Source organism: Salinibacillus kushneri, assembly GCF_900111405.1.
GTDB lineage: Bacteria > Bacillota > Bacilli > Bacillales > Alkalibacillaceae > Salinibacillus > Salinibacillus kushneri.
Map to the genome: position 1 here is coordinate 95,297 of NZ_FOHJ01000010.1, position 18,163 is coordinate 113,459.

The window sequence follows — 18,163 nt, forward strand, 5'->3', positions numbered from 1 at the left end:
AGTTGTTAATGGCAGGCATGGGTGGATTTCTGATTTACTTTGCTATCCTTCTCATATTACCTTTATGGGCCCAATCAAAAGTGAAGAGAGCATATAAAAAACATTCCAAAATCCAAAATTCTTCAATGATGACTGGTGCGCAGGTAGCACGGAAAATACTTGATGAAAATGGATTGTTTGATGTTAAGATAGAAGAGGTTCGAGGTGTTATGTCGGACCATTACGACCCTAGATCTAAAACGGTTCGTTTATCAACAGATAACTATCATGGGCAATCTCAGGCAGCTTCAGCTATTGCAGCACATGAAGTTGGCCATGCGATTCAAGATGCTGAAGAATATGCGTTTTTACGCTTTAGACATGCAATAGTGCCTGTAGCTAATTTAGGCTCGAACTTGTCATATATTCTTATTATTGCTGGTGCAATCATGTATTCAGCAAACTTGCTTTTAACGGGTATTGTATTTATGTCAGCAGCTGTTTTATTCCAACTAGTAACTTTACCTGTAGAGTATAACGCTTCTTCAAGAGCAATGGACCAATTAGTTTCTACTGGAGTCATTAGAAACAATGAATATCGGGAAACAAAAAAAGTGCTTAATGCAGCTGCTTTAACTTATGTAGCAGCAGCTATAACAGCCTTGTTAGAGCTTTTGCGATTCGTATTACTTTTCGTTGGAATGAATGAAGAATAATCAGAGCCCTGGTACTGTGAAAATCAGCACCAGGGCTTTTGTTTGGTTTATAAGCTCTTGTTTAACGAAAACAATAACTTTTATTTAATCGGGTTTTTATCTTCGTCAAGGGTAAATCCTTCTCCCATGACATCGTGTACGGAGCTCAGAGCCACGAAAGCATGTGGGTCGATTGCGTTTATAATGTTTTTTAATCGTACAATTTCATTTCGGGCTACCACACAATATAAAACGTCTCGTTTAGAGCCAGTATAGCTCCCACGACCTTCTAAAACCGTAACACCCCGATCCATGTCTTTTAAAACTTTATCAGCAATTTGTTGACTGTTTTCAGAGATAATGGTTGCTCCTCTAGCTGTATATGCAGCTTCCTGAAGAAAGTCAATTACCCAAGCGCTGATAAAAACCGCCACCAACGTATACATACCCTCAATCGGTTCCAGGTATAAAACAATGGAGGAAAAAATAACAAATGCATCAAAGAGAAACATAGCTCTTCCCATGCTCCATCCAATATATTTATTAGCGAGTCGTGCTATAATATCAACTCCGCCAGTAGTACCTCCATAACGAAAGATAATCCCTAAGCCCACACCTATAAAGGTTCCCGCAAATAACGCTGCAAGTGTCATGTCATTTTCAAGTGAAAAGGTAAAGGTATGGATTTGAAAGATCCATAAAAAGATTGATACAGCAATTGTACCAATTATTGTATAAATAAATGTAATTCTTCCTAATAGTCTCCAGCCAACGATAAACACAGGAATGTTTAATAGAATATTCATAACTGCAGGATCCCAGTTAAAGAGATAATATAATAGGAGTGTAACACCAGTAAATCCACCCTCAGTTAAATTATTTTGCATGTTAAAGTGAACGATACCGAAGGAAAAAATGGCTGAGCCTATTAAAATGAATAAAATATTTTTTGCCTTAATCCCGTTAATCATGGGAGTCACCTCATTTTCTTCATTGTCACCAACACTCATTATAGGAAATGATAACCATTGGAGCAAACCATGTTCAGTCGGTTTCCGGTTTTTGTTGTCTAACTCCGGCTCCTGGGTGGACATAAGCCAAAGCCATTCCGTGGCGAAAAGCGTGCCACTCCGTGTATTCTCCTTATACAGTTGGACCTAACCAGTCGCCTCCGCTCTTCTTATAAGCTAAAAGATTTGTCAAATTTGGTGAGTTTAGCTACCATGAATGTGACAAAGTTTTGAAAGAGGGAATTGTATGTCTAATATCGAATATACAACAAAGGAAATCCAAAAGCGAGTCGATCAATACATATCTCAATTTAAAGAAGGATATTTTTCACCATTAAGTTTGATGGCAAGATTAACAGAAGAAACAGGAGAGTTGGCAAGAGAAATAAATCATTATTATGGTGAAAAGCCTAAAAAGAAAACTGAAGAAGAAAATACAGTGGAAGAGGAGCTAGGAGATTTACTCTTTGTCATGGCATGTTTTGCCAATTCTTTAAACATTGATTTGGGAAAATCGTTTGATACAGCTATGAGTAAATTCGAAACAAGAGATAAAGACAGATGGACGAAAAAAGACATACAGGACGGTGAACAAAATGGTTAACATTATTGTAGCAGGACCACGTGGTAAAATGGGTAGTGAAGCATTACGATTAATTGAACGAACAGAGAATTATGAATTAGTGGGTTGTATTGATCGAAAACATGATGGCATGAATATTAATGACCTTGAAAATCTTCCAAATTTAGATGCTCGTATTTATGCAGAACCTCAACAGGCTTTTCAGGAATTAAAAGCTGATGTATTAATTGATTTAACGTCACCAGAAGTTGGCTATTTGCATACACGCTTAGCGCTTGAAAATGGGGTAAGACCGGTTGTGGGAACAAGTGGTTTTACAAGTGAACAATTAGATGAAATACAACAATTAACAGAGCAAAAAGAGCTGGGTGCAGTCATTGCTCCCAATTTTGCTGTTGGTGCAGTATTAATGATGCAATTTGCTAAGTGGGCGGCAAAATATTTCCCTGATGTTGAAATCATTGAAAAGCATCATGATCAGAAATTAGATGCGCCATCAGGTACGGCTGTGAAAACGGCTCAGCTGATTGAAGAAGTAAGATCAAGTAAAATTCAAGGACATCCGGAAGAAAAAGAAACATTACCAGGAGCCCGCGGTGCTAATGAGGATGGAATGAGAATACATAGTGTACGATTACCTGGTTTAATTGCTCACCAGGAAGTTATTTTTGGCGGAACTGGACAGGGATTAACCATTAAACATGATTCCTATCATCGCCAATCCTTTATGAGTGGTGTCAAACTAGCTGTAGATGAAGTGCAAAATATCAATATGTTCGTTTATGGTTTAGAAAATTTATTGGAATAGAGGGGAATACCATTGAAAATTGCTTTGATTGCCCATGACAAGAAGAAAAATGAGCTTGTAAATTTTGTATTGGCATATAAGACTGTGTTTGAAAAACATGAACTTTATGCAACAGGAACTACTGGTGAACAGGTTATAGAAAAAGTAGGCGTGCCTGTTCACCGTTTTCGATCAGGTCCACACGGAGGTGATCAGCAAATCGGAGCCATGATTGCTGAACAGGAGATGGATATTGTTATTTTCTTTAGAGATCCATTAACCGCACAGCCTCATGAACCAGATGTTAGTGCATTGCTTCGTCTTTGTGATGTTTATAAAATACCTTTGGCAACCAATATTGCAGCAGCAGAAATTCTTATTCATGGACTTGATCGTGGTGATTTTCAGTGGCGTGAGATTGTAAAGTAAAGAAGAAAAGACAGCATAGATAGGGTGAGGAAAATGGGATTAAAAATAGGAATTACGTGTTACCCGACCGTTGGAGGCTCAGGTGTTATTGCGACTGAGCTAGGAAAGTTATTAGCCGAAAAAGGACATGAAATTCATTTTATCTCTTCAAACATGCCGTTTCGATTAACAAAATTATATTCAAACATTTATTTCCATGAAGTGGAGATTAACAATTATCCTATTTTTCAGCACCCGCCTTACGATTTAGCCTTGTCAAGTAAGATGGCTGATGTGATTGATCAGGAGCAATTAGATATATTACATGTCCATTATGCGGTACCACATGCTGTGTGCGCCATTTTAGCAAAACAAATGGCCACACGTGATGTGAAGATTGTCACAACGCTTCATGGTACTGACATAACTGTACTGGGTGTAGATTTAAGTCTGAAAAATATTATTCGATATGGTATTGAAGAATCAGACTGTGTAACAACGGTATCTGAAAGTTTGAAAAAGCAGACAGAGGAAATCGTTAGTGTAAAGAAGGACATGAATGTCATTTATAATTTCGTAGATGAACGGGAATATAAAGAAAATACGGATATGAAACTGAAGGAAGATCTGGGGATTAAAGACTATGAAAAAGTTGTCATTCATATATCAAACTTTAGAAAAGTAAAAAGAGTTCCTGATGTCATCCGGGTATTTGCGAACATCGTTAAAGAAATGCCTTCAAAGCTTCTACTAATAGGAGATGGTCCAGACTATGTTACGGTTCGTGAGTTAGTGAAAGAGCTCGGCATTGAAGATGATGTCATCTTTTTAGGAAAACAGGAAAATGTAGCAGAGCTATTATCTATTGCAGATCTTAAGTTACTTTTATCTGAAAAGGAAAGCTTTGGTCTTGTATTACTGGAAGCAATGGCAAGTGGTGTACCCTGTATTGGGACCAACACAGGCGGCATGCCAGAAGTAATTAAAGATAGCGAAACAGGCTATATATGTCAAGTAACAGACGTTGATATGATAAGCCAAAAGGCTGTAAAACTCTTGTCTGACCAAGACCTATGGAGACAATTTTCCAAGGCTTCTTTAATGCGGGTGCAATGTGAGTTTTCTTCACGTCGTATTGTTGAACAATATGAACAGCTATACCATGAATTAATCGATTCTTCTCAGTAAAATTTTTACAAAACAATCAGGCTGGATATATGTGCAAATCAGTGAATAGATACATGAAAGTATCCCTGTTTACAGAAGGAAGATGATGAGGTATGAAACCACCATTTAAAGATGCACTCCCTATATTAGAACGACTTGAACAAGAAGGGTTTCAAGCCTATTTTGTCGGAGGAGCTGTCCGTGATAGTCTCCTGAACCGTCCTATCGATGATGTGGATATCGCTACCAGTGCAACACCCAAGCAAGTGCAGGAATTATTTCAAAAGACGATACCGATTGGGATTGAACATGGGACGATATTAGTCAGGTACAATAACCAATCATTCGAAGTAACCACATTTCGTACAGAAAGTGATTATCAGGATTTTCGTCACCCTGAAACAGTCGAATTTGTAAAAGATATTGAGTTAGATTTGTCGAGACGTGATTTTACAATGAATGCTATTGCTATGGATAGAAACGGAAAATGTATTGATCCTTACCTGGGTCAAACACATATAAGAGAAAAAAGAATAGAAACCGTTCGTGATGCGGATGAAAGATTCTGTGAAGATCCACTTAGAATGATGAGAGCCCTGCGATTTGTAAGCCAGATTGGATTTCAACTTGGATTATCTGCAGAGGAGGCTATCATTCGTAATCAACACTTATTAAGAAATATAGCCGTTGAACGAATAGCTGCAGAAATGGAAAAGCTTTGGAAAGGTTCATACATTCATCAGGCATTGTCAATTCTGATTAAGACAGAAATTGGGCGATCATTACCGATTTTTAAAGATCATGATTCTCTTATTGAAGCATGTTTAAATAGAATATCAACGCCATTTCATTCCTTACCAGAGGCCATTACGTGCATGCATTTGCTGCATCAGGAGGTCTCTATTGATGAATGGTGTAAGCTTTGGAAACTCTCAAAATCGGTAAAAAATAGATGTCATCAACTAACACGGGTTTATCACTATTATCAACATCAGGGCTTAAAACCGGAGACTTTATATCAATTAACCCCCGATATGATACCCGAGTTTGTTCATTTAGTGCTTATATTAGACGCCCATTCAAGTCTATCGATAGGAGAAGTAGAACATGACTATAAGCTTTTACCTATAAAAAATAGAGATGAGCTGGCTATAAATGGCCATGAAATTTTAGCACTTCTTCCTGACGAGAAACCTGGTCCATGGTTACGTACATTTATCGAAAGAATTGAAAAGCAGGTTATAAATGGTTCATTACCAAATGATAAACAACAAATAAAGGAATGGGTGAAAAAATGGAATCGACAAGAAAAAAGTTAATCACCCTGTTAGCAGATGCAAAGGATTCTTTTATATCTGGCCAAAGACTCTCCGACGAACTTAGTATTTCCCGTGCTGCGATTTGGAAGCACATGAAAGCTCTTGAACAGGAAGGATATGAAATCGAGGCAGTTTCCAGAAAGGGCTATCGAATTGTATCTTTTCCAGAAGAAATGAGTGTCAATACCATTCAATGGGATTTGCGTACGGTATGGTTAGGTCAAAAGATGTATTATAGGAATCAGGTGGATTCCACACAGTCCATCGCTCATCAGTTGGCTAGGGATGGTGCTGTTCATGGTACAGTTGTTGTGGCAGATGAACAAGTAAAGGGGAGAGGAAGATTACATCGCCCCTGGCATTCTCAAAAAGGAAAAGGAATTTGGATGAGCATTATATTAAGGCCAAATATTGAACCACAGCGAGCTCCTCAATTAACATTAGCGAGTGCAGTCGCGATTACAAGAATGCTAAAATCTGTTTGTCACGTAGATGCAAAAATCAAATGGCCGAATGACATTTTTTTACATAACCGTAAGCTTGCTGGTATTTTAACTGAAATGCAAGCCGAGCAGGATTTAATTGAATATGTAATCATTGGAATGGGGATAAATGTTAATCAAAATCAAACAGATATCCCTGATTCGCTAACGGAAATCGCTACTTCTTTAAAATTAGAAACTGGAGAAACATTTAAAAGAGAAACGTTAATTCAGTCTATACTAAAAGAACTAGAAGTAATATATGACCAATACATTCAGCAAGGCTTTTCTGCTGTTAAGTCTCATTGGGAAGAAGCCGCTTATCGAATGGGAGAAACGATTACCGTAAAAACGAGAAATCAGAAGTGGGATGCTTTATTAGTAGGTATACAAGATGATGGAGCACTGATTGTTGAGGATCAAACACAAAACCGTAGAGTTCTTTATTCAGCTGAAATTGACTGGAAGCGGGGGAAGGAAGAATGAAAACACGTGCCAAGCTGCAAAAAATGAAGGAAAACAAGGAAAAAATCACAATGATTACAGCCTATGATTATCCTTCAGCTAAATTATCACAAGAATCTGGAGTAGATACTATATTGGTTGGCGATTCATTAGGAATGGTCGTTCTTGGCTATGATTCTACAATACCAGTTACGATGGAGGATATGATTCATCACGGCAAGGCTGTAAAACGTGGTGCGGATGATACGTTCGTTGTCGTTGACATGCCATTTATGTCTTATCATATTTCCAAAGAAGAAACGTTGAAGAATGCGCAAAGATTATTTCAGAAAACAGGTGCACAGGCTTTAAAAATTGAAGGTGCCGGAGAAGTATTAAACACTATTGAACAATTAACACATGCCGGAATCCCTGTGGTTGGCCATTTAGGCCTTACCCCACAGACTGTGAACGTGATAGGCGGCTACCGAATTCAAGGGAAAAACAAGAAAGATGCTGAAGAGCTCATTGAAAATGCTAAGAAGGTTGAAGAAGCTGGTGCCATGGCTTTAGTTCTTGAATGTGTACCTGAACCATTAGCCAGACTAATTACGGAACATGTATCCATACCGACGATAGGGATTGGTGCAGGAAAATTTTGTGATGGACAAGTCCTTGTTTTCCACGATATCCTTAAATACGGCGTTGACCGTTTACCTAAATTTGTAAAGCCTTATGGAAATGCCAATGATTGGTTTCAGTCATCCATAACACAATATGTAAATGAAGTGAAAGATGAGGTCTTTCCATCAAAAGAAAATGTCTATGAGATGGATGAAGAGGAAATACCCTCTCTTTATGGAGGAAAAGAAAAATGAAAGTTATACGTACGATAAATGAGATGCAACAGCTTGCATTGCAATGTAAGAAAGAGAATAAGTCCATTGGTTTTGTAGCAACGATGGGATACTTGCATGAGGGACACAGAAAACTTTTAAGCTCAGCGAGAAAAGAGAATGATATTTTAGTTGCGAGTATTTTTGTGAATCCCCTTCAATTTGGTCCAAATGAAGATTTTGAACGCTATCCTCGTGATGAAGAACATGACGAGCAGGTTGCAAGAGAAGAAAAGGTGGATGTTGTCTTCATTCCGACTGTAGACGAAATGTACCCAATGCCAATGTCTTTACGTTTAACCATGGCAAGACGGGCCAATGTATTATGCGGCAAATCCCGCGAAGGTCACTTTGACGGTGTTGTTACAGTATTGACAAAATTATTTCATATCGTGTTACCTGATCGTGCTTATTTTGGCCTCAAAGATGCCCAGCAATTTGCTGTTGTTGATGCATTAGTAGAAGATTTTAATTTTCCTATTGAGTTAAGGGGAATTCCTACAGTCAGAGAACAATATGGTTTAGCTAAAAGCAGTCGTAATGTCTATCTATCTGAAGAGGAGCGGGAAAAAGCGAAATATATTTATCAAGGATTACAAAAGGGACAGGACTTGATAAGAGCAGGAGAAAAACGAAAAGAAATTATTGTTAACGAAGTTTCCCAGTTCATAAAATCGTATACTCATGGTAAAATTGACTACGTTGATTTATTAACCTATCCAAAATTAGAGGATATAAACACTGTGAATCAGCGCGTTATCCTTGCGGCAGCTGTTTATTTTAATCAAGCGCGTCTGATTGATAATGTAATCTTAGAGGAAAATGGTGATTTAAGTTTTACCGAATAAATGAATAAGGTTTTAGGGGGAAATAATCATGTTTCGCACCATGATGAATGCGAAGATCCATCGTGCACGGGTTACTGAAGCCAATTTAAATTATGTTGGCAGTGTAACGATTGATCAAAGTATTTTAGAAAAAGTAGGGATCTTACCACATGAAAAAGTTCAAATTGTAAATAACAATAATGGAGCCAGAATCGAAACCTACGTCATTTCTGGAGAAAGAGGCAGTGGTGTTATTTGTTTAAATGGGGCTGCAGCCAGACAATTTCAAAAGGATGATGTCATTATAATTATTTCATATGCTGTTCTATCAGATCGTGAGCTTGACAATCACCAGCCAGTGATTGCAATCATGAACGAAAATAATGAAATTGATGAAATCAGGCATGCAGAACCACCTTTAACAAGTATTAACTAGCTTTTACTAAACGATTCATTAAAGCTCCCGCATTTGTGGGAGTTATTTTTTTAAATAATCGTAATGAATGTAGAATGTGCTCTGTATGTAAAGTAAGAAGGTGACTTCATGACGAAATTTGCAGTAGTTGATTTAGAAACCACGGGTCAAAATCCTACAAAAGGTGATCAGATTATTGAAGTAGGTATTGTTGTCGTTGCGGACGGCATCGTAAAACAACAATACGGAACATATGTGAAGCCAAATCAGGAAATCCCATTATTTATATCCCATTTAACAGGGATTACAGATGATCAAGTAACAACTGCTCCATCTTTTTCTGAGATTGCTCCTGATATTATTGAGTTATGTTCAGATGCATACTTTGTGGCCCATCATGTCCAATTTGATTTAGGGTTTTTAAATGAGGCTTTAATGGATGCGGGATTTTCCCCGATAAATGAGAAAGTGATAGATACTGTAGAGTTTGCTCGAATCATGGCTCCAAGAGCTACAGGATACAAATTATCACAGTTAGCAGAGTATTTTGGTATACAGCATCAGCGCCCGCATCGTGCCCTTTCTGATGCCTATGTAACAGCTGAAGTTCTTCTTAAACTATTGGATAAAGCCCGTAAACTGCCTGAGGAAACGCTCGAGAAGCTTTTAAACCTTGAGGCGAAATTGAATAGTGATTTTTATACTTTATTTAGGAAATGGGTAGAGAATAAAAGATATGTACTTGAAGAGGAAAATCATCATATTGAGGTTTATAGAGGACTTGCACTGAAAAAGCAAAAGAAACCAGGTCGGGAGGAACATGAGTGGAATCCATCATTTGGAGAGTTTTTAGACGAGGTTTTTGATTCTGATGGAAAGCTGAAGGAGGCTATGGACCAATATGAGTCACGTCCTGGACAAAAGGAAATGGCGGAAATGCTGTTTGATTCTTTTCAAAGGGAGAAGCATGCCTTAATTGAAGCAGAAACAGGCACGGGGAAAACACTGGCTTATCTGCTTCCAAGTTTGTTTATGGCCCTACAGAATGATGAACGTGTTGTAATTAGTACATATACAACCCATCTCCAGGCTCAGCTGCTGGAGCAGGAAATTCCTTTATTAGAAAAGATTATTCCTGTCTCATTTGATGCACTTATTGTAAAAGGAAAGAGTCACTATTTAAGCCTGAAAAAGTTTGAACAGGAACTAGAAAAATCCCCCTGGGACGATAATTATGATGTAATTTTAACGAAAGCCCTGTTATTAGTTTGGATTACTGAAACGGACACAGGGGATGTTGATGAATTGCATTTACCTTCAAGTGGCCAAATATTTTGGCGACGTATAAGCGCAGAGGCAGAACGTACACTTGATCCAAAATCTCCATGGTTTTCACGTACTTATTATCAACGGATAAGAAGACGTGCACAAAAGGCTCATCTAATCATTACAAACCATGCTCTATTATGTACAGATATTGTTCATGATTATGAGTTTCTTCCTGAGTACCAGTATGCCGTTATTGATGAAGGACATCATCTGGAACGTACAGCATCTAGACATTTTGGTATGCATGTGGATTATGTCTCTATTCAGTACTTGCTAAATGAATTAGAAGAAATATTGGAAGATTCAGATTCAATACAGCTTATCACAGAGTCAAAAGAACATGCTGATTATCTTTTTCGATACTTCTTTGATTTAGTACAGCAACAAAGAAAACAAACATCATATAATGACATCGGTCGGATTCAATCATTATTTCAACGTACTGAATTAAAAGAGGATACTTTCAATTACTTAAAGGATTTGGCATCACGGTTTGTTTTTAGTTTAAAGGATATTCTGGTAAAACTTGATAAACAAAAACAAGTCTCTCATGAAGCTTATAACGATGAAGAAAAAGAAGACGAAGTGAAAAGAAAAATGGAACAGATAGAGACACTAATCATGAATCTTAATTTATTCTTATATGACGATGAAACATCAATGGTAAAGTGGATTGAAATTGAAGCTAAAGGAGCCAGAAACGCAGTATATTTATATTGTGAGCCCATCGATGTTGGTTCATTATTAAAAGAAAAATTTTATGAGGAAAAGACAAGTGTTGTACTAACAAGTGCGACCCTTACCATTAAAAATTCCTTTAACTATATATTGGAAAGGAATGGTTTGAACAGGAACGATGTGGTAACGAAAAAATTCCCTTCTCCTTTTTCCTATAAGGAACAGGTTCAATTATTGATACCAAATGATCTTCCTCAAATTAATAAGGACAAAGAAGAGGATTTTTTGTCAGCTATTAGTTACAACATTTATGAACTGGCAAAAATCACAAATGGCCGTATGCTCGTTTTATTTACTTCCTATCAAATGTTAAAGAAAACTCATGAATTGTTAAAGGGTTTCTTTGATCAGGATGATTTTATGATTATAAGTCAGGGAATATCAAGTGGAAGCAGGTCCAGACTTCAAAAAAACTTCCAATCCTTCGATAAAGCTATTTTACTTGGTACCAGTTCTTTTTGGGAGGGAATTGATATTCCTGGAGAGGATTTATCATCAGTTGTCATTGTTAGACTGCCATTTGAACCTCCTAATCACCCTGTTTACAGTGCAAGGGCAGAAGCTTTAAAAGAAGAAGGAGAGAATCCTTTTATGAAGCTTGCCTTACCAAATGCAGTTATTCGTTTTAAGCAGGGGTTTGGCAGGTTAATACGATCCAGTAAGGATAGAGGGATTGTTTTTGTTTGTGATGGTCGTTTAATGAAAGCTAAATATGGAAAATACTTTATTGAGTCCATTCCACAAGCGTCTTTTTTATATAATGATGCACAGACATTATTAGACCATGCACGTGAATGGTTTTCATAAGTTAACGGAAAGTTACACATTCTATTCTTGGATACTGATGATGGGATGTGAAAGGATATGCAGATTTTAAGACTCGTGTTAACACTATTTATGGCTGTGGTAATTTTATGGGTGCCATCCCAAACTTTAACAGCCTTGGAAAGAACTTTATCTGAAGATGAAGTGAAATTCACCTTTTTCCATCTTACTGATGGTGAATCCCTTCTTATCACTACTGGGAGAGATAAGAAAATTCTAATTAATACCGGATCTAAAGAAAGTGAAGAGGATTTGGTTAGTCAATTAGATGAGCTTGAGGTTCAACAAATTGATTACTTAATTTTGACGAATAAAAGGGAGACGTCCTGTGGAAATACAGATGTCATTATTGATAAGTACAATGTGACAAATGTTGTAAGTTCCACCAATCAGCCCTGTGTTAATATACAGACAAGTAATATACAAACGGAGAAATGGGAAAAGGGGCAAACATACGAACCGAGCCCAGGTTTAATTTTTAAAGTGCTGAAAGTGAATCAACAAGCTGAGAATATGTCTTTTTATATAACGTTTGGTAAGAATTCCATGGTTTTTATGTCAGAAGGAAATGAGGCCATTGAAGACATAATTAAGGAATTACCTATTCAAACCGAGATTATTAAAATCCCTGACTATGCTGAGAAAAACTTCCCGAGTGGAGAGCTTTTGGACCAGTTGGATCCGCATATTGCGATTATTTATGATTTAAAGGATAAAAAGCTTCATGCCGGTTTAATAGAGCGTATGACGGAATTGTGGATTGACGTATATCATCTAAAAAGGGTCGGGACCGTACAAATTATTTTTACTCCATCTGATTATGAGTTTGTACGTGAATAAAACAGTGGAGCAAATTACATTCAGCACAATGTGCTTCTTTAAAAGAAAAGACTCGTGTTAACGGAAGGTTTCGTTAACACGATTCATTCATCTTTGGTAATGGATTCCTTTGCATCATTTTGGTATGGGTTAGGAAAATTTTATTGGGAAATATTTAATTAGCTATTTTGCGACTGAAAATTATTGTTATAATATATAACGAAGTAAGCTTTCAGACATTCATTAGTTTGGGACTCATCGTATGATGATATACTGTACAAAAATTTCTATATAAGGCTTTTGGATGGTTAAGGAGGTACTCTATGGCTGAATCAAACCTTGAGACATTGTCTACTTTACGTATTGCGAAAACAGATAATTTATATAAAATGGTGGATTGTTTAAATCGAACCCTCAAAGAAAAGGATTTAATGTTTGGATTAGCTTTGGATGAAGATGATGAAGACACAGCAGTATTCACTATTTACCAGACGTAGACTGGTTCGCTTCATTGCCCTTATTGTTTTCATCCTTTTCTTAATTATTGCCTGTTCTTTTTTCTATGTGTATAGTACAGCAATGAAGGGTAAAGAAACGACTTTTAAACAATCCAGACAAATTGCACTTCAGGAAACACCGATTAAACAAATTGAAAAAATGGTTCGTTATAATGGAGAAAACACTTATGATGTGGCTATTGGGACTACAGATGAAGAGAGTAGGGGAATGGCATTTGTCCCAACTGGTGATGATGTAGAAACTACATATGTTGATATCAAGGACGGAATGAGTAAAGAAGAAATGTCGTCAGACTGGAAAAAACAATGTCAAGATTGTAAATTAGTAAGTATCACCCCGGGGATAGAAGATGGGCATGTCATCTGGGAAATCGTTTATGAGAATACTGAAAATCAATATGTTTTTGAAACGTACTTATTTGAAAATGGGGATTTATATGAGCAAGTAAAGCTGAGGAATCATAAAGAGGAGGAATTATCTTAATGGAATTAGCAGATCGTGTACAGAGTTTAACACCATCGAGTACATTGGCGATAACAGCTAAAGCGAAGGCGTTAAAAAAAGAAGGTCACGATGTAATTGGTCTGGCAGCTGGTGAACCGGATTTTAATACTCCTGAACATATTTTAACTGCAGCCAAACAGGCCATGGATGAAGGGAAGACGAAATATACCCCATCAGGTGGACTTCCAGAACTAAAACACACCATTCAAGCTAAATTTAAACGGGACCAGAATCTTGACTATAACGAAAATGAAATCATTGTGACAATTGGCGCCAAACACGCTTTATTTACCTTATTTCAAGTCTTATTAAATCCAGGTGATGAAGTGATTGTGCCGGCACCATTCTGGGTTAGTTATCCTGAACAAGTAAAGCTTGCACAAGGAAAACCTGTGATTGTTGAAGCCAAAGAGCAGAATGATTTTAAGCTGACACCTGAACAAGTAGAAGAAGCTGTGACCGATAAAACAAAAGCCCTTATTATAAATTCTCCTAGTAATCCAACAGGTGTCATTTATACAAAGGATGAATTAAAAGCCATAGGTGAAGTTTGTCTTAAACATAATATAACCATTGTTTCGGATGAAATATACGAAAAATTGATTTATGGTAATGAAGAGCATACTTCTATTGCACAGCTTTCGGAAACCTTAAAAGAAGCTACGATCATTATTAATGGTGTATCAAAATCTCATTCGATGACTGGATGGAGAATTGGTTACGCAGCAGGTAATGAAACGTTAATTAAAGCGATGACAAACCTTGCTTCCCATTCAACATCTAATCCAGCCTCCATCTCACAATATGCAGCTCTTGAAGCTTATTCAGCTTCTGAAGAAGAGGTAAACAAAATGAAGAACGCCTTTGCGGAGAGGTTGAATAAACTTTATAACTGGGTAACAGAATTGCCTGGTGTAAGCTGTGTAAAACCTAGAGGTGCTTTTTATCTGTTTCCAAACGTTAAAGAAGCTGCTAATGCATGTGGATATGATGAGGTATTTGACTGGGTTGAGGCCCTGCTTGAAGAAGAAAAAGTTGCATTAGTACCCGGTTCTGGTTTTGGTGCACCCGATAATGTTCGCTTATCTTATGCAACCTCATTAGATCAATTGGAGGAAGCGGCTAAACGTATTAAACGTTTTATTGAAAAACATCAAACAGCATAATTAGGAGGAAGCGTCATGAAGACGACAATTAATCAAGTATATAAACATGTAGGAGAAGAAGTAACCATTGGAGCATGGCTGGCTAACAAACGATCGAGTGGTAAAATTGCCTTTTTACAGCTTCGTGATGGTACAGGCTTTATTCAAGGCGTCGTTGTCAAATCTGATGTAGAGGAAGAAATTTTTGATTTAGCTAAAAAACAATTAACACAAGAGTCCTCATTGTATGTGACAGGAATCATTGTGGAGGATACTCGTTCTCCGCTTGGCTATGAAATACAGGTGAACCATATTGAGCTCATACATGAGGCTGTAGATTATCCAATTACTCCAAAAAATCATGGAACAGAGTTTTTAATGGATCATCGCCATTTATGGTTACGTTCTAAAAAACAACATGCCATCATGAAAATCAGAAATGAAATTATTCGTGCAACCTATGAGTTTTATAACCAGCAGGGTTTTGTTAAAGTGGATCCACCCATTTTAACGGGGGCATCTGCAGAAGGTACAACAGAATTATTTCACACGAAGTATTTTGATGAAGATGCGTATTTATCACAAAGTGGACAGCTCTATATGGAAGCAGCAGCTATGGCATTTGGAAAGGTATTTTCCTTTGGTCCCACCTTCCGTGCTGAGAAATCCAAAACGCGCAGACATTTGATTGAATTTTGGATGATTGAGCCTGAAATGGCCTTTATGGAGCATGAAGAAAGTCTGGAACTGCAAGAACAGTATGTGTCTTATATTGTACAAGCTGTATTAAAGAATTGTAAGATGGAATTACAAGCCCTTGAGCGTGATATTTCTAAGCTTGAAAATATTAAAGCACCCTTCCCGAGAATTACATATGATGATGCACTAAGCTTTTTGAAGGAGCAGGGATTTGATGATGTAGAATGGGGCGATGACTTTGGTGCACCGCATGAAACGGCAATTGCAGAGAGCTTTGATAAGCCAGTATTCATTACCCATTACCCAACCAAATTAAAAGCATTTTATATGCAACCTGATTCAGACAATCCAGATGTAGTCTTATGTGCCGACTTAATTGCGCCAGAAGGGTATGGTGAAATTATTGGGGGATCACAACGAATTGATGATTTAGAGTTGATGGAGCAGCGTTATAAGGAACATGGACTAACCGGACCGGCCTATGAATGGTATTTAGAGCTAAGAAAATATGGAAGTGTACCTCATTCTGGATTTGGACTTGGCTTAGAACGCACTGTAGCATGGATTGCAGGAATCGAACATGTGCGTGAAACCATCCCATTCCCACGCTTGTTAAATCGTTTGTATCCATGATGCCTAAAAGAGGAAAAATTCGGTAAGAGGCTCCCTTTATGACAGGGAGCTTTTTATGTACTTATATGATTGGACATATTTTTCCCACAAAACGTTTCATACATGATTCGACAAGCTTAGATGCTATAATAATAGTAAGGTGGGATAATCATGCAAAAGAATTCATCTTTTTATCAGTTGCTTTTTGACCAAATGACATTACCTAAAAGTATTTTACTTAACTATACATCATTAGGGATGACAGAAGGCGAGCTTGTCGTAATTCTGCAAATATATCGACTTCAGTTAGAGGGAAATCGTTTACCTTCCATTCAGGCGATAAGTGAACATATGACCATTAATGAACAGGAACTTGCCCAGATGCTGAAAAAGCTTATGCAAAAAGATTTGATAAAAATCGAACAGCACCAGGAGGATGATGTCATTTATGAATGGTATTCTTTAGAGCCAGTATGGAATAAAATCTATGAACCTGTTCAGCAGAATGAAGAAGAAGGTGAACACGAAGGTAAGTTATTTTATTTGTTCGAGCAGGAGTTTGGGCGGGCCTTATCACCGATCGAAATTGAGACTATTAATCATTGGCTGGATGAAGATAACTTAGCCCCATCTCTTATTAAAGCTGCTCTTCGTGAGGCTGTATTAATGGGAAAATTAAATTTCCGTTATGTAGACCGAATACTTATTGAATGGAGAAAAAAGGGTGTGAAAACCGTTGAGGATGCCCGAAAAGTGAGTCAATCCTTCCGTCAAAATTCCAATCAGGTAGCAGGTACTCAAAAGAAGAAAAAACGTGACACATCCGTTTATTATAATTGGCTAGAAGATGGTGAATAGGGAGAGGAGGGATGAGATGCTTACAAAGAAACAAATTCGTTTTTGTTTAGATAAGATGGCGGAAATGTTTCCAGAGGCTAAATGTGAATTGACGCATTCTAATCCATTCGAGCTGCTAATCGCAGTGGTCTTATCTGCACAATGTACAGATGCATTAGTTAATAAAGTGACAGAAGATTTGTTTAAAAAATACAAAACGCCAGAGGATTATTTAGCTGTTACGTTGGAAGAATTGCAAAATGATATCCGAAGAATCGGTTTATATCGTAATAAATCCAAAAATATTCGTAAACTCTGTGAAATTTTAATTGAGCAATATGATGGACAAGTACCTGATGAACATGAAAAGTTAGTGAATCTTCCAGGTGTGGGGAGAAAAACGGCCAATGTTGTCATTTCCGTTGCTTTTAATAAGCCGGCCATTGCTGTTGATACCCATGTAGAACGAGTGTCGAAGCGATTAGGGATTTGTCGATGGAAGGATTCTGTACTTGAAGTTGAAAGAACGTTGATGCAAAAAGTTCCTGAAGACGAGTGGGGGGATACCCATCATCGCATGATCTTCTTCGGCAGGTATCATTGTAAGGCGCAAAATCCGCAGTGCGAAATTTGCCCGTTGTTAGAGGTGTGTAGGGAAGGGCAGAAAAGGATGAAAAGAAAGGAAAGAGCAGAAACAAAGGAATAAGAATTTACGTTTTACAACTTCTTTCCAAACCATAAAAAGGACTGACACAATTGTTTTGTGTGTGCTGAACCCTAAAAGTTAGACCAAAATATTTAAGCAGCTAGTTGACTGGTATGCAGACGGTATTCCACCGGGCTCATGCCAGTCAATTTTGCTTTTATCCGTTCATTGTTATAGTAAAAAATATAATCAGTTACTGCTTGCTTAAGCTCTTCAAATGATTTATAAACTTTACCGTAATACATTTCCTGTTTCATTAGCCCAAAGAAATTCTCCATTGGTGAATTATCTAGACAGTTTCCTTTTCGGGACATACTTTGAAAGATACCATTATCTTTTAGTTTCTTTACATACCTCTTCATTTGATAACCCCAGCCTTGATCAGAGTGTATAGTAGTTCGATAGGGGCAATCTTTTG

General features: G+C 37.4%; 20 protein-coding genes. 18 read left to right on the top strand and 2 right to left on the bottom strand.

What is annotated here, in order from left to right:
- Positions 1–17: 17 nt before the first annotated feature.
- A complete protein-coding gene (locus BMX63_RS13930; protein ID WP_093136799.1) occupies positions 18–695 on the top strand; it encodes a zinc metallopeptidase in 678 nt (225 codons plus the stop codon).
- Between the two features lie 80 nt (positions 696–775).
- Here BMX63_RS13930 and BMX63_RS13935 read toward each other — a convergent pair whose 3' ends face one another.
- Complete coding sequence (locus BMX63_RS13935) at positions 776–1,645, bottom strand: YitT family protein (RefSeq protein ID WP_093136800.1); 870 nt, start codon at positions 1,643–1,645, stop codon at positions 776–778.
- Positions 1,646–1,931: 286 nt separating this feature from the next.
- On the opposite strand from BMX63_RS13935, the gene BMX63_RS13940 reads away from it, so the two are divergent.
- The 17 genes from BMX63_RS13940 to nth all read left to right on the top strand — a co-directional run bounded on the left by BMX63_RS13940 (position 1,932) and on the right by nth (position 17,745).
- Positions 1,932–2,288, top strand: a complete 357-nt coding sequence (locus tag BMX63_RS13940; protein ID WP_093136762.1) for a nucleotide pyrophosphohydrolase — start codon at positions 1,932–1,934, stop codon at positions 2,286–2,288.
- The gene (gene dapB / locus BMX63_RS13945) at positions 2,281–3,075 is read left to right on the top strand and encodes a 4-hydroxy-tetrahydrodipicolinate reductase (protein ID WP_093136764.1); all 795 of its coding nucleotides are present in this window, start codon (positions 2,281–2,283) and stop codon (positions 3,073–3,075) included. The genes BMX63_RS13940 and dapB overlap by 8 nt, the downstream gene beginning before the upstream one ends.
- Positions 3,076–3,087: 12 nt before the next feature.
- Positions 3,088–3,483 (top strand): methylglyoxal synthase, encoded by a 396-nt coding sequence (gene mgsA / locus BMX63_RS13950; RefSeq protein ID WP_093136765.1) that lies wholly within the window; start codon positions 3,088–3,090, stop codon positions 3,481–3,483.
- Positions 3,484–3,516: 33 nt separating this feature from the next.
- Complete coding sequence (gene bshA, locus BMX63_RS13955) at positions 3,517–4,650, top strand: N-acetyl-alpha-D-glucosaminyl L-malate synthase BshA (RefSeq protein ID WP_093136767.1); 1,134 nt, start codon at positions 3,517–3,519, stop codon at positions 4,648–4,650.
- A 92-nt stretch (positions 4,651–4,742) separates the two neighbouring features.
- Complete coding sequence (locus BMX63_RS13960) at positions 4,743–5,948, top strand: CCA tRNA nucleotidyltransferase (RefSeq protein WP_093136769.1); 1,206 nt, start codon at positions 4,743–4,745, stop codon at positions 5,946–5,948.
- Entirely contained in the window at positions 5,912–6,916 is a 1,005-nt protein-coding gene (locus BMX63_RS13965; protein WP_245732837.1) for a biotin--[acetyl-CoA-carboxylase] ligase, read from the top strand. The genes BMX63_RS13960 and BMX63_RS13965 overlap by 37 nt, the downstream gene beginning before the upstream one ends.
- Positions 6,913–7,752, top strand: a complete 840-nt coding sequence (panB, locus tag BMX63_RS13970; RefSeq protein ID WP_093136773.1) for a 3-methyl-2-oxobutanoate hydroxymethyltransferase — start codon at positions 6,913–6,915, stop codon at positions 7,750–7,752. The genes BMX63_RS13965 and panB overlap by 4 nt, the downstream gene beginning before the upstream one ends.
- Positions 7,749–8,618: a pantoate--beta-alanine ligase gene (gene panC / locus BMX63_RS13975; RefSeq protein WP_093136774.1), complete on the top strand. Its 870-nt coding sequence runs from the start codon at positions 7,749–7,751 to the stop codon at positions 8,616–8,618. Before panB ends, panC begins: the two co-directional genes overlap by 4 nt.
- A gap of 28 nt (positions 8,619–8,646) precedes the next feature.
- Positions 8,647–9,033: an aspartate 1-decarboxylase gene (panD, locus tag BMX63_RS13980; RefSeq protein WP_093136776.1), complete on the top strand. Its 387-nt coding sequence runs from the start codon at positions 8,647–8,649 to the stop codon at positions 9,031–9,033.
- 108 nt (positions 9,034–9,141) lie between these two features.
- Entirely contained in the window at positions 9,142–11,886 is a 2,745-nt protein-coding gene (dinG, locus tag BMX63_RS13985; RefSeq protein ID WP_093136777.1) for an ATP-dependent DNA helicase DinG, read from the top strand.
- 57 nt (positions 11,887–11,943) lie between these two features.
- Positions 11,944–12,744, top strand: coding sequence for a ComEC/Rec2 family competence protein (locus tag BMX63_RS13990; RefSeq protein WP_093136779.1), 801 nt, complete (start codon positions 11,944–11,946; stop codon positions 12,742–12,744).
- Between the two features lie 302 nt (positions 12,745–13,046).
- Complete coding sequence (locus BMX63_RS13995; protein ID WP_093136781.1) at positions 13,047–13,220, top strand: YpmA family protein; 174 nt, start codon at positions 13,047–13,049, stop codon at positions 13,218–13,220.
- Positions 13,174–13,725: a cell wall elongation regulator TseB-like domain-containing protein gene (locus tag BMX63_RS14000; protein ID WP_143060167.1), complete on the top strand. Its 552-nt coding sequence runs from the start codon at positions 13,174–13,176 to the stop codon at positions 13,723–13,725. The genes BMX63_RS13995 and BMX63_RS14000 overlap by 47 nt, the downstream gene beginning before the upstream one ends.
- A complete protein-coding gene (locus BMX63_RS14005; protein ID WP_093136785.1) occupies positions 13,725–14,912 on the top strand; it encodes a pyridoxal phosphate-dependent aminotransferase in 1,188 nt (395 codons plus the stop codon). The genes BMX63_RS14000 and BMX63_RS14005 overlap by 1 nt, the downstream gene beginning before the upstream one ends.
- Positions 14,913–14,927: 15 nt before the next feature.
- On the top strand, positions 14,928–16,223 hold the full coding sequence (gene asnS, locus BMX63_RS14010) for an asparagine--tRNA ligase (protein ID WP_093136787.1): 1,296 nt from the start codon (positions 14,928–14,930) through the stop codon (positions 16,221–16,223).
- A 150-nt stretch (positions 16,224–16,373) separates the two neighbouring features.
- Positions 16,374–17,060 (top strand): DnaD domain-containing protein, encoded by a 687-nt coding sequence (locus tag BMX63_RS14015; protein ID WP_093136789.1) that lies wholly within the window; start codon positions 16,374–16,376, stop codon positions 17,058–17,060.
- 16 nt (positions 17,061–17,076) lie between these two features.
- Positions 17,077–17,745: an endonuclease III gene (gene nth / locus BMX63_RS14020; protein ID WP_093136791.1), complete on the top strand. Its 669-nt coding sequence runs from the start codon at positions 17,077–17,079 to the stop codon at positions 17,743–17,745.
- Between the two features lie 92 nt (positions 17,746–17,837).
- On the opposite strand, the gene BMX63_RS14025 is transcribed toward nth, so the two are convergent.
- The coding region (locus BMX63_RS14025) for an IS3 family transposase (protein WP_143060161.1) at positions 17,838–18,163 on the bottom strand (326 nt) is incomplete at its 5' end.